The sequence below is a fragment of the Paenibacillus sp. DCT19 genome, assembly GCF_003268635.1.
Taxonomy (GTDB): Bacteria; Bacillota; Bacilli; order Paenibacillales; family Paenibacillaceae; genus Paenibacillus.
In genome coordinates this window covers 3,241,935-3,253,872 of record NZ_CP029639.1, presented here as the reverse complement: position 1 = coordinate 3,253,872, position 11,938 = coordinate 3,241,935, and the positions used below count along the sequence as shown (strand labels likewise).

General features: G+C 42.5%; 14 protein-coding genes. 6 read left to right on the top strand and 8 right to left on the bottom strand.

Annotated features, from left to right (window positions below):
- Window positions 1-316 precede the first annotated feature (316 nt).
- On the top strand, window positions 317-1,021 hold the full coding sequence (locus DMB88_RS14830; RefSeq protein WP_254438589.1) for an AraC family transcriptional regulator: 705 nt from the start codon (window positions 317-319) through the stop codon (window positions 1,019-1,021).
- Between the two features lie 56 nt (window positions 1,022-1,077).
- Here the strand turns inward: DMB88_RS14830 and DMB88_RS14825 are convergent, their stop codons facing one another.
- Together DMB88_RS14825 and DMB88_RS14820 are read right to left on the bottom strand one after the other, a co-directional pair.
- A complete protein-coding gene (locus tag DMB88_RS14825) occupies window positions 1,078-1,365 on the bottom strand; it encodes a thioredoxin family protein (protein ID WP_285858549.1) in 288 nt (95 codons plus the stop codon).
- Between the two features lie 167 nt (window positions 1,366-1,532).
- Entirely contained in the window at window positions 1,533-2,426 is an 894-nt protein-coding gene (locus tag DMB88_RS14820; protein WP_128101965.1) for a LysR family transcriptional regulator, read from the bottom strand.
- Between the two features lie 149 nt (window positions 2,427-2,575).
- Between DMB88_RS14820 and DMB88_RS14815 the strand changes: the two genes are divergently transcribed.
- Window positions 2,576-3,358 carry an SDR family NAD(P)-dependent oxidoreductase gene (locus DMB88_RS14815; protein ID WP_128101964.1) on the top strand — a complete coding sequence of 261 codons (783 nt, stop codon included), beginning with the start codon at window positions 2,576-2,578 and terminating at the stop codon, window positions 3,356-3,358.
- Between the two features lie 133 nt (window positions 3,359-3,491).
- Here the strand turns inward: DMB88_RS14815 and DMB88_RS31175 are convergent, their stop codons facing one another.
- Both DMB88_RS31175 and DMB88_RS14810 read right to left on the bottom strand, forming a co-directional pair.
- Complete coding sequence (locus DMB88_RS31175; RefSeq protein WP_222124443.1) at window positions 3,492-3,620, bottom strand: DUF6254 family protein; 129 nt, start codon at window positions 3,618-3,620, stop codon at window positions 3,492-3,494.
- A gap of 84 nt (window positions 3,621-3,704) precedes the next feature.
- Window positions 3,705-4,442 (bottom strand): SDR family NAD(P)-dependent oxidoreductase, encoded by a 738-nt coding sequence (locus DMB88_RS14810; protein WP_128101963.1) that lies wholly within the window; start codon window positions 4,440-4,442, stop codon window positions 3,705-3,707.
- Between the two features lie 182 nt (window positions 4,443-4,624).
- Between DMB88_RS14810 and DMB88_RS14805 the strand changes: the two genes are divergently transcribed.
- Window positions 4,625-5,242, top strand: a complete 618-nt coding sequence (locus tag DMB88_RS14805; RefSeq protein ID WP_128101962.1) for a TetR/AcrR family transcriptional regulator — start codon at window positions 4,625-4,627, stop codon at window positions 5,240-5,242.
- A 7-nt stretch (window positions 5,243-5,249) separates the two neighbouring features.
- On the opposite strand, the gene DMB88_RS14800 is transcribed toward DMB88_RS14805, so the two are convergent.
- The gene (locus tag DMB88_RS14800) at window positions 5,250-6,395 is read right to left on the bottom strand and encodes a DUF2264 domain-containing protein (protein ID WP_128101961.1); all 1,146 of its coding nucleotides are present in this window, start codon (window positions 6,393-6,395) and stop codon (window positions 5,250-5,252) included.
- Between the two features lie 116 nt (window positions 6,396-6,511).
- Between DMB88_RS14800 and DMB88_RS14795 the strand changes: the two genes are divergently transcribed.
- Complete coding sequence (locus DMB88_RS14795) at window positions 6,512-7,300, top strand: helix-turn-helix transcriptional regulator (protein WP_128101960.1); 789 nt, start codon at window positions 6,512-6,514, stop codon at window positions 7,298-7,300.
- A gap of 135 nt (window positions 7,301-7,435) precedes the next feature.
- Here DMB88_RS14795 and DMB88_RS14790 read toward each other — a convergent pair whose 3' ends face one another.
- On the bottom strand, window positions 7,436-8,407 hold the full coding sequence (locus tag DMB88_RS14790; RefSeq protein WP_128101959.1) for an aldo/keto reductase family protein: 972 nt from the start codon (window positions 8,405-8,407) through the stop codon (window positions 7,436-7,438).
- A 134-nt stretch (window positions 8,408-8,541) separates the two neighbouring features.
- Between DMB88_RS14790 and DMB88_RS14785 the strand changes: the two genes are divergently transcribed.
- Window positions 8,542-8,919 (top strand): MerR family transcriptional regulator, encoded by a 378-nt coding sequence (locus tag DMB88_RS14785; RefSeq protein ID WP_128101958.1) that lies wholly within the window; start codon window positions 8,542-8,544, stop codon window positions 8,917-8,919.
- A gap of 261 nt (window positions 8,920-9,180) precedes the next feature.
- Window positions 9,181-9,477, top strand: coding sequence for a dimethylsulfonioproprionate lyase family protein (locus DMB88_RS14780; protein WP_368028370.1), 297 nt, complete (start codon window positions 9,181-9,183; stop codon window positions 9,475-9,477).
- 78 nt (window positions 9,478-9,555) lie between these two features.
- Here DMB88_RS14780 and DMB88_RS14775 read toward each other — a convergent pair whose 3' ends face one another.
- Together DMB88_RS14775 and DMB88_RS14770 are read right to left on the bottom strand one after the other, a co-directional pair.
- Complete coding sequence (locus DMB88_RS14775; protein ID WP_128101956.1) at window positions 9,556-10,551, bottom strand: ROK family protein; 996 nt, start codon at window positions 10,549-10,551, stop codon at window positions 9,556-9,558.
- A gap of 175 nt (window positions 10,552-10,726) precedes the next feature.
- Window positions 10,727-11,878, bottom strand: a complete 1,152-nt coding sequence (locus tag DMB88_RS14770) for a Gfo/Idh/MocA family protein (protein ID WP_128104456.1) — start codon at window positions 11,876-11,878, stop codon at window positions 10,727-10,729.
- Window positions 11,879-11,938 lie beyond the last annotated feature (60 nt).

The window sequence follows — 11,938 nt, the reverse complement described above, 5'->3', positions numbered from 1 at the left end:
CTTGTTGTCAAACGAACACTAAATTACAGTCACCATCCTTTCGTATGTTACCGCTTACATTTATCTTACAGGTCTAAAAAAAGACAGACAATCTAAAAAATGTGACGTATTATATAACATAATTGACTTTTTTAGGTAGGGGTGAAGTTATGAATCATACGGTCTCTTATGCTTTTCGTAATGACGATACATCAATCATGACACTGGACTCCATTGGATGGCAGATCGTCTCAAGTGAAGAATATCGTTGCCCAAGTGATGACAGACCGGATCCGGGGCATGTTGTTTTTCAATACACCTTAATGGCCAAGGCTATTTGGATATTGACAATCAGACAATCCCTTTACCTAAGGGGCACGCACTACTTGTTAAAATCAGCGGAGAACATTGCTATTACTATCAACAAGAAAACAACGAACCTTGGGAATTTATATGGATTAACATTCGTGGAGATGAAGCCAATCGAATATGGGATATGATTCATGATAATGAGGGGTATGTCATTCTGCGAAACGCTGACTCTCCTTTAATTCAAGAGTTATGGCAGATCATTCAATTAATTCATCAAGAGAAAGTGACCGACAAATATCGCCTCTCCATGCATGTCTATCAGTGGTTGCTTCTCTTGGTGCAGACAAGTCGGGATGCGGAGAGGGATATCGGTCTCCTTTCAATAACAACAATCGAGAAATGCAAAAAGTTCATTCGAGAAAATTATGCTACGCCATTAACGCTCGATCTACTGGCTAGCCATTGTGATATCAATAAACATTACTTATGTAGATTATTTCAAAAGTCGGAGAAAACATCACCGCTTGCTTATCTCAAGGATAGACGAATTGAGGTTGCCGTCCGACTACTCCGTACAACGGAACTTCCGATTGCTCAAATCGGTCAACAATGCGGCTTTGAGAGCCCAAGCTATTTCGGCAAAGTTTTTCGGCAATATATGTCCATGTCACCCAAAGAATACCGGTTGAATAAGTTAGCATTTCCTTACGAGGCTATCTATTATGAGTAACTCCTCTCTGCTCTTGCATAAGACTCTCAGGTACTAAGACGTTTGGCACTCTAGTTTTATAATTCTATAGCATTGTAAATTTGATCTATACGTTTTTCAAGAGACTCGAACTGGACGAATCTACCTTCCCTGAACAGCTCTTTTTGGTCATAGAACATAATTAATGTTGGAACGGAGAAAATTAAAAATTGCCCCGCTACCTCCGGTACCTGCTGTGCATCCACTTGCACTAATTGTATGTGAGGATAGTCTGTCAGCAACGTCTTTAATTTGGGGAGAATGGCGTGACAGACCGTACAGTCTTCTTGTGAAACATATAGTAGAACTAAGGAATGATCTTGCAAGCATGGTTCGATTTCTTCGATTGAATTGAATAATTGATGATTAATCTTGATCTAATCCTTTCATAATTAGCTTATTGACGTATAAAAATTGTATACGCAAGCAGCAAATATTAAAAATCATTCCATTTTCATGATTCACCGGATTCATTTAACACCTCTGATAATCGTTATCTCTTGTATTGGAAGCGATCAAGGAAACGTCTAACGAGGCGATGGGTTAATTTATTCTCACGCATAACCCAGCCAATAGAAATGACACGTTGCATGCCTTCAATTTTGAGGATGGTAAAGTCATGATGCAGCACACTACGATCGTGTGTGAAGGAGTATTCATGACCGATCGTAACCGCATTCAACTGAGCAAGAGCCGCATTGACCACTTCTGAGTTTTTAGTACGAAACAAGACATCCACCTCTCCTACCAATTGCGAAAGCTGTGTTACAAATTGATCTACCAATTCATCATTAAACAGGACAAGGGTCTCATGTTTCAACTCATGCATCGTAATTGACTTTTTGCCGGCTAGGCGATTCGTGTGATTCACACATGCGTGCATCACACCTTCATCAATAGGGACAAAATGCAGTCCTAGCAAATGGTTTTCCATATCATCTTTGTATAAAGCGATCAAACCGAGATCAATCTCTTTGTTGCGGACATCTTTGATAATGCTACGAGCTGAACTTTCGGATAACTCAAATTTCAGATCGGGATAGCGCTTTTTCATACTTGCAATGGTAGGAATAATACCAGGAACACCTCCCGGTATCGCAGATAATCGCAATTCTCCATGAATCGATTCCCCAATATACTGTGCATCTTCCCTCATCATTTGCACCGTATCCACAACAGTTCTCATCTTATCCAAAATTGACTTGCCATGTTCTAACAGATAAGCTCCATTACGAGATCGATTAAATAGCTTCACGCCCAATTCATGCTCCATACGAGTAATGGCTTGACTGATCGTAGATTGCGTGACAGACAAGTTTTCGGCAGCGACGGTAATCGATTTTGTCTTCTCAACTTCGAGCACATATATCATTTGTTCTAAATTCATCGTTGACCTCTATTCTCATTACATTAATTATATTTAAGTTAAATAAATTTTTCTTAAATATACATGAACCTTGAAGTTAAGTATACTTTGAATTGAAGATATATGTAAGCGAAAACAATTAAATTATTACATCTGAAGGAGTGTAACATATGAACACATATGAGAATCGATTTGCAGGAAAAGTAGCGCTTGTAACAGGTGCAGCATCTGGTATCGGTTATGCAATTGCAAGAAGACTTGTCGAGGAAGGAGCTTCGGTTCTCGCCGCCGATCTGAATACAGAACGTCTGGAAACCATCCAGGGTGAGCTAGGAGAACGGTTTGTCGGAGTGAAAGCGAATGTAACCGTAGAAAGTGATGTAGAAGAAATGGTTCGTGCGGCTGTGAAGCAATTCGGTAAACTCGATCTAGCATTCAACGTGGCAGGTGCTTCCCGCGCAGGTGTAATTACAGAACTTTCAGAAAAAGACTGGGACTTCACCGTGGATTTGTGCATGAAGGGTGTCTTTCTAAGCATGAAACACGAGGCTCTTGAGATGGCTAAACTTGGTGGCGGAGCTATTGTAAATGTAGCTTCCCTCAACTCTCATGTACCTATGTATGCCGGATCGGCATATGCTTCTGCCAAAGCTGGCGTTGAAATGCTGACCAAGAACGGTGCTCTCGAAATGGCACGTAATGGTATTCGGGTGAACGCCATCCTTCCAGGTTTAATTGATACGCCATTAACAGCCGACCTGCTCTCGAATGCAGATATTAACGAAGCTTATATGGAGCGAATCCCGATGAAACGTGCTGCACAGCCGGAAGAAATGACTGGACCTGCGCTGTTCCTGGCAAGTGAGGATGCGGGATATGTATCCGGTTCAAGCCTTATTGTAGATGGGGCATGGGCAACAACAGGTTATCCAGACCTTAGCCGCTGGTTCTAAACTAGCACCTCCCATATTGATAATAGTTATATGTAGCAAAAAGTCTACAGGACAGAGCTTAACTCTATTCCGTAGACTTTTTCATTAATGAAGTTAAAATGACCGCCGGCAGAAGATGCCGACAGTCATCGTATTATTGCGTAGTATGCTTCTCATCATATTCGCTTGATATTTCTTTGAGCGATCTGATTTTACCATGAGGGTGCTGTTCTTGCTTTCGTGACTTCCAAGCAGCTTCCTGCCTTTTCTTCTGGCGAGCCATAAAAGATCTCCTCCTCAGGAAATGAGAAATGATACTACTCCTTTAGGATGTCGATGTTAAGCTACTTTCATTCATCCATAGCTCTTATTGAGCAGTGTATCCACCGTCTACGATCAGGCTGTTACCAGTCATATAGGAAGAATCGTCACTTGCCAAGAACAGAACAGCTTTTGCCATTTCATCTGATTTACCAAGACGTTTCATAGGTGTTGCTGCAGAAAGAGCCTGCTTGCTCTCTTCAGGAATAATTGGTGTATCAATAAATCCTGGGCATAGTGCGTTTACGCGAATGTTTTTCTCTGCATATTCCAGTGCAAGTGAACGCGTGAGATTCACGACGCCACCTTTGGCAGCATTGTAGGCTGCAGAACCGGGTGAACCGACCCAACCGTACATGGACGCCGTGTTTACGATTGTGCCTCCACCAATTTTTAGCATCTCGCGAATGGATTCACGAGCAACCAAGAATACGCCATCCAGATCAACATTGACCGTATTGCGCCATTCAGCATAGTCCAATTCATGTGACGGATGCACACGTCCAATCCCTGCGTTGTTGAAGACAATGTCCACTCGGCCATAAGCTTCAACGGTTTGTTTGAAAATTTCAGCTACCTCTTGTTCACTTGTGATGTTGGCTTTAATAAAGAGCGCATCAGCTTTAAGCGCTTTCAGCTCCTGCTCGAACGCCTTCCCTTTTTCTTCATTCAAGTCCACCAAGACCACTTTGGCTCCCTCTGACACGAATAGACGTGCTGTCGCTGCCCCAATTCCAGATGCTCCTCCTGTAATGACCGCTACTTTATCTTGAAGTTTGCCCATGAATAATTCCTCCAGTATAATATAAATATTTTGAATAGCAGCTATATAAATAGTGCTATATGATGTTTACAAAATTAATTGTATGCTTTAAATTGTAACAATCCAATCATTAAGATGAGACGAAGTGTCTACCTTGTAGACATTTCTCCCTACAATGTCGATATTAATAGGAGATTTTTTGAATGAATGATGAACTTATTGTGACAACTCAGCATCGCAATCGCACCAAAGAACACCTCCAATCAGCCCTGATTCAACTTATCAAGAAAAAAGGCTTTCATGCGGTGTCCGTTAAGGACATTGTAGAGCAAGCGGGATACAATCGAAGCACATTTTATTTACACTATCAGGATAAATATATTCTTGGTGAAGAACTTTTAACTATGAAACTTAAAGGGTTGCGAGGTGCGGTAGGAAGACCTTATTGGCACGGTCAAAAGGTTCTGACTAGCAAGCTGACAGCTGAATCTTTTCAAATCGTAGAGTACATTTACGAGCATCGTGAATTCTTTGAATTGATTCAATATGACGATACCTTACCCGGTCTACATACAGGTTTTCCACAAACAATACTTAAAATATATGAGGAGCAGTTTATCTTCGAGACAATCAACAACTCCCCAGTAAATATGGAGTATTTCAAGTACTATACCGCATATGGTTTTTTTGGATTATTAAACAATTGGATCTTAAGCGGATATCGTGAATCACGGGAGACATTTATCCAAAACGTGATTGAACTTACGCGAACTCATATTCACTCTTTTCAATATGTTGGTGAGATCGATGAGTTCTTTTAGAGACAAACTAAAAATTATCATACATCGCTACATCTAGCTCCACCGCCCCGCCAGACCATGCTTTCAGTGAAGTCCACTCTGCCTCTCCTTGCCAGAAATCAGCGTCAGGTGAGAGGCCTAAGGCTAGAAATACGGTTGTGCACAAGTATAAACTGCCTGTCGAAATATAGGCTTCCCCAATTGCGGGTTGACTTCCAGCAAATCCGATGCGGAGCCAACCATGCTCATCAAAAGTACCTGGCATCTCAATCTGTCTCTTAATTACGGCTGTAAGTGCGCAGCGAACCTGTGCTGGTAATAGCTTTTCAGGCAATTCTTCCCGCAGAGCCATCAACGATAAATGCTGAAATGCCCCGAAACGATATGCGAGTGATCGCCCAAGGGGTGGGTAAGTTCCTTCTGGTGAGATCATTCGTTCCAAAACAGCCGCATAACGCGCTGCTCTTTTCAACACGTTAACTCGAAGTACAGCCCAATCTTCAAACTGATCGCCTACTGCATCTAGAATATCGACCAGCATAGGTTGAATGACAAAGCTATTGTAATAATCCCAATGAAACGCCGGACCGTCACCGTATGCACCATCGCCTTTATACCATTGCTCATGCTGCCTTAATGCATAATCGACACGCATACGATCCCATTGTTCTACACCCATTCGAAATAGTGCAGCTTCAATCATGGCACTAAACAGAAGCCAGTTGCTGAATACTGGACGAATCATTCGTGTAGCCATCAACGCCGAGATTAAATTCGTTTTCACTTCTTCATCAAGCAGTGCATATAGTTCGTTTGGAGCACGTAGAACTGCATTGGCAAGAAAGGCTGCATCGACTACAGGCTGACCGCCTGTAGTGAAATTCATATAGTCTGGTGAAGCTGGATCCGTTGCAGCCTCGATTGCTTGTCTTGCCATTACAGCCATTCTGGCTCGAACTTCACCTTCCTCACCCGAACGTGGTCCATGCTCAATCCATGGTGCAATCCCTGCCAACGTACGTCCCAACGCTTCCAAGTATGTATAATCAGATCGGTCACCTGCGCTTGCTTCAACAGGCATCTCTACAGCCAATTTCTGTTGCGATAAAGAACGTAAAACAGGTTGTGCAATCTGTACTAACGTGTCTACCCAATATTTTCTGTCGTCTCGCATGATGCATCGCTCCTTCGCCAGGCTCGTATTTTAGATCAAGTATAGATCGTTGTATCCCCTCCTTCAATAAACTATAATGATCAAAAACTGACCTATCGTGCTAGGAGTGTACACCGATGTTGAAGTTAATTTCATGCGGATTTCATACCATTCACCATGAGGGAATTATCCGAAATCGCCCGAATGGATCAGGTCATTACACGTTTGTATTCTTTAATAGCCGTACAGAAGTGACGCTATATGAGCAAACGATGATTGTAGAAAAAAATACATTTATGCTTTTTCGCCCCGAGACGCCTCATGCGTATCGTGAATTGGAGAACCCTTTTATCAATGACTGGTTTCATTGTTATGGCGCAGACCTGACTGATTTTCTGATGGAATTGAATTTCCCGCTGGATACTCCGATTGAAGCATCCGATCCGCTGCTCATATCCAGATGTATTATGGAGCTACAAAAGTTCAACCGGCTCGATGGTTCACTACGTGAGCGTATCATCGATTGTGATCTTCGATCTTTCTTTATGAAATTGAGTGATTTGCGCGAGCGAACGGTTCTTCATCAACTGAGTCGTTATTACGTCCCCTTTAATGAATTACGTAGCGAACTGTACCGCTCACCTCAACAGAGTATTTCCGTGACAGAGCTTGCCTCCCGATTAAATGTAAGTAAATCTTATTTCCAGCATATTTATAAGCAGTTGTTTGGCTGCTCAGTGATGATAGATATGATTAACGGAAGGCTTGAACATGCGAAGTACCTTTTGGATCACAGTGAGATGTCGGTAACCGAAATAGCCAGCTCGTGTGGTTATGAAAATGACACCCATTTCATGCGTCAGTTCAAAAAATTTGTAGGTACCTCGCCAAGGCAATATCGATTTAGAAGTGAATCTAGCTATTGATAGAGAATAGACCAAAAAAAGGCTAGCCTGCAAAAACAGCTAACCTATCAGGTAACAAATGTCCTGTGATCTATCACACATGTTAATCTATTTCGGTCTGATATTGTCCATACCTATGAAGTGTTATATCCTTTATTATCGCAGTGGCGCAAAATGGCTGATGGAAGACAGAATTTTCTCCGTTTCCGAGATGATATCGGATGTAAGCTCAAGCTCAACCGCTTTGAGATTCTCTTCAATCTGCGCGGGTCTGCTAGAGCCAATAATCGCAGAGCTTACCACTGACTGACGTAGAATCCATGCTAATGCGAATTGGGATAATGTTGCTCCTATTTCATTAGCAAGTTCAGATAGCTGGACAGTACATTGGAGCACATCCTCACGCAAATAACTGTTGATGACACCGTTCGTCTGATTATTCGCAGCCCGTGTACCCTCGGGAATCTGTTGTCCCGGTTTATATTTACCTGTGAGCACACCCTGAGCCAATGGAGAGAACACGATAAGTCCCAGTCCTTCCTGCTCACATTGCTTAATCACACCTTCTCTCTCAATATAGCGCTCAAACATATTGTATATCGGCTGATTGGAAATTAACGGACGTAAGTTCAGACGTTTGCTGATTCCTGATGCTTCCGCGATCTGCGCCGCCGTCCATTCACTGACACCTGCATACAAAATTTTGCCTTGTGCTTGCAGATCATCCAATGCTCGAAGTGTTTCGTCAACAGGAGTTTCAGAATCAAAGCGATGACATTGATATAAGTCGATATAATCTGTTCCCAATCGTTTTAAGCTTGCTTCACACTGCTCGACGATGTGTTTACGGGACAGCCCCCGATCGTTCGGTCCCGATCCTTGTGGGAAAAACAACTTCGTAGCAAGTACGTAACTACTACGTGAATACTCCTTCAACGTACTCCCCATAACTTCTTCGGCACCTGGATACGAATTCGATGTATCAAAAAAATTAATGCCGAGTTCGTACGCTTTATGCATACATGCACGCGCCACTTCCTCTGAAGTTGCCGATCCATAGGTCAGCCAGCTTCCCAATCCAATCTCGCTTACCTTCAATCCACTTCTACCCAGTCTTCTGTATTTCAACTGAATCACTCCTTATGAAAATGGTTGGATTAGAGCCTATTCATGTAAACGCTCTATTGTACTATCTTAGGATAGTGGTTAAACTTAGGTTTAAGTCAAGACATTCAACCATTTTTTTTGAAAGGAAGATTTGCTTGGAATTTTCGATTAAACAAGTCGCGGAACGCACCCAATTGCCTGCTTCCACTCTGCGTTTCTATGATCGGGCAGGTCTGATGCCCTTGTTGAAAAAGACAGAATACGGTACCCGTAAATATTCTGAGATGGATATATGTTGGCTGGAATTAGTACGTTGTCTGAGAGACAGTGGCATGCCACTTGAGGATATCAAAGCTTTTATGCTGTTATGTCTGGAAGGTTCCAGCACTAGCGAACAGCGGAAGGAGATGTTGGAGCAGCATAGGCAAAATATTCTGAAGCAAATGGATATGTTAAACTGTAGCCTGGGTACCATTGATTACAAGCTGGAGCACTATAATGAGATCGGCATCTTCCATATTGACACTAAATAGTACATAGGATGTTTATCATAAAAATATAAAAAAGCTCGTGTTAGGTACGAATTGCATCCTTACCTTAACAAGCGTTTGAACATTAGTTGGAGGTCGAACTAAAATTATGAAAGAGATGAACCCGATTATAGATACATTCTTAATTCGTTTACACGAACGTCTCAAACAATATGAGACAACAGATCCTGAGATCATAACTGAGTTAAAGAACATATTGAAATTATGGCCTGAGGCCTAGAATCACAAGTATCCTTCACACAAATTATTGGACCGGATGATCTAGGAATGGCTGACCACTTGCTGATTGGTCTTACCTTATTAGCTCCTGAAACGTTTTATCCTGCTCATGTGCATCCTGCTGTTGAAATATATATCCCCATCGGAGGGGTAGGAATATGGAGTAAAGGTAATGAGCAGCCAACAGCAACAGCACCAGGTACTATGATTCTTCATCAGAGCGGAAACGTACACACCACAGAATCAAAACTCGACCCAGTTTTGGCGCTTTACATCTGGCGAGGTGATCTTGTAACATCATCAAAATTCATAACTGATTAAGACAATTATCTGCATAATGAACTAGAACACTTGGAATGATCAACCGATAATTTTCTTCCTTCTGTGTTCTAGCACACGCTAATCGTTTAAGATACTTTTGTTGCTGTTAGAATTCATTTGTTTGTTTGCGTACGCAGCCGCACCAATCATACCTGCTTGTCTACCCAATGTAGCTTGAACGATTTCACAAGAACTGGATGCAAGTGCTAAGGCATGTTTTCTAACGGTATCTCGTACTGTTTCAAGTAAGCGATCCCCCGCAGCCGACATTCCACCTCCCACGATAACGACTTCTGGATTCAATAAGTTAATCACATTCGCTAGTCCAAATCCAAGAATGGTTCCGGTTTCATGCATCACTTCGATCGCAAGCGCATCTCCAAGATCGTATGCCTCTGATATCAGATGGGCTGTAATTGTCGTCCAGTCGTCTCCTACCCATTCCAGGATGATACTTGATCGACCTTCTTCAAGCTTGTCAGTAAACGTTCTAACCATGCCTACTGCAGATACATATCTGCCTAGACAGCCCGAGCTTCCACACCGACAAGGTCGCCCTTCCCGGAACATATTCATATGTCCAATTTCACCTGCGCTTGATGTTGTACCGTAAACCACCCTCCCATCATTCACGATACCCGATCCTAGACCCGTGCCTAATGTGATTAATACCAGGTTGCGATATCCAACGCCTGCACCGAACAGCCATTCACCATACATGTTTACCCGAACATCATTATCAATGAAGACTGGAAACTCAAAATGTTCTTTCATCACATTCACTACATGAATGTTTTCCCAACCAGGAAAATTAGGTGAGAAAATAGACAGCCCTTCCTCTGGATCAAGTAACCCCGGAATGCCCATACCCATGCATTTAATTGAAGACTGATCGATACCTTCGTGCAGCAGCATCTCTTGAATAATTTCTTGAATTCTATGTAATACATGAGCTGGCCCCTTAGCTGCTTGCGTCGGATCGCTTCTTTCGTGAACAATTTGAAAATCCATGTTGAAGATGGCAGACTTAATATTGGTTCCACCGAGGTCAATGCCTATAACATAGTTACTCATGATTTTGATCTCCGTTCTCATAGGTTTAGATTATTGTAAAATACTTCATGCCTATAATGAATGGACATATGAGACTATTATGGGATGGCTTTTCACACAAAAACTTATGTCAGAGGTTGAACCAAAAAACACAAAACATCGATATCAGACGTTTTGTGTTTTGACTTTTAATAGTTCATTCCTTTGTTCTACCAATAGTAATCTGTTGTTCCGTGAAATTCTCAACATGACCGCTTTTCTCATAAAAGTGAATCGCATGTTGCTGAACATCTGCTCTTGTGTAGAAGGGATCACCAGCTACAAGTGGCAAGCTAACATTCTCACCTGTACTAGCTGATTTATAAATCGCTGTGATCATCTCCAAGGTGCTGCGACCACTTGTTCCATCAACTAGCGGCGGCTCCCCTGATTCAATGGCAGTCAAGACATTGTCAATTTGAGCGGTATGTCCTTCGTAAGGTAGATTCGGTAGGTGATCATACGCCTCTTGAAGCTGTTCCTCAAGCTCCACATTTTTCTTAGGAAATCCGTTCGCTCGTGAAGAGGAGGCCGTAATTTTCCAAGGAGCTGAGATTCGAGCATGTTGCCCTTGAAAAATGAACTGTTGCTCTTCACCATGATGCACAACCGAACTCGTGATCTGTCCCAGTGCTCCATTCGGATAACGAAGCATCGCAATGGATATATCTTCGACTTCAGCATTATCATGCGCGACATTGCTCATGAACGCCTGCACCTGATCAGGACGTCCCATCATCCAGAGCAGGGCATCAATATGATGAACCGCATGATTCAACGTGCAGCCGCCGCCCTCTTTCTCCCAAGTACCACGCCACCAGAGATCATAGTAACAATGACCTCTCCACCAGAATGAATCTACCTGTGCATGCAGGATTGCTCCCGCAAGTCCAGTATCCAGCATATTTTTCAGTTTCATGATTGGATTTGTGAACCGATTTTGTGCCACAACCGACAGTACCTTGCCGCTCTTCTGGGCGGCTTCAATCATTAGATCGCATTCTTCAAGCGATGATGCCATCGGTTTCTCAACCAATACATGACTCCCCGCATTCAGAAAATCAACAGCGATCGGCGCATGTTCATACGGAGGCAGACAGATCGAGATCAGATCAATCCCCGCGTGAAGCAGCTCTTTGTAATCGCTAACAATTTTGGCGTTCAGATTAAATTCACTCTTTTTTGCTTCAGCTTTGTCAGGATACAGATCACACAGCGCTACAATCTCGCATCGCTCTCCAAATTGCAAATAACTATGGATATGAGCGTTGGAAATAGCCCCTGTACCTATAATCGCTACCTTTAACATCATAAATCCCCCTCTTCACATTAGATGCTCTTAACATCATGGTATCTTAGGATAACGGTC

Bases quoted from the DNA above. Each gene is read 5' to 3' on its own strand.
- DMB88_RS14820 (WP_128101965.1), bottom strand. From the start codon at position 2,426: ATGAATTTAGAACAAATGATATATGTGCTCGAAGTTGAGAAGACAAAA.
- DMB88_RS14815 (WP_128101964.1), top strand. From the start codon at position 2,576: ATGAACACATATGAGAATCGATTTGCAGGAAAAGTAGCGCTTGTAACA.
- DMB88_RS31175 (WP_222124443.1), bottom strand. From the start codon at position 3,620: ATGGCTCGCCAGAAGAAAAGGCAGGAAGCTGCTTGGAAGTCACGAAAG.
- DMB88_RS14810 (WP_128101963.1), bottom strand. From the start codon at position 4,442: ATGGGCAAACTTCAAGATAAAGTAGCGGTCATTACAGGAGGAGCATCT.
- DMB88_RS14805 (WP_128101962.1), top strand. From the start codon at position 4,625: ATGAATGATGAACTTATTGTGACAACTCAGCATCGCAATCGCACCAAA.
- DMB88_RS14800 (WP_128101961.1), bottom strand. From the start codon at position 6,395: ATGCGAGACGACAGAAAATATTGGGTAGACACGTTAGTACAGATTGCA.
- DMB88_RS14795 (WP_128101960.1), top strand. From the start codon at position 6,512: ATGTTGAAGTTAATTTCATGCGGATTTCATACCATTCACCATGAGGGA.
- DMB88_RS14775 (WP_128101956.1), bottom strand. From the start codon at position 10,551: ATGAGTAACTATGTTATAGGCATTGACCTCGGTGGAACCAATATTAAG.
- DMB88_RS14770 (WP_128104456.1), bottom strand. From the start codon at position 11,878: ATGTTAAAGGTAGCGATTATAGGTACAGGGGCTATTTCCAACGCTCAT.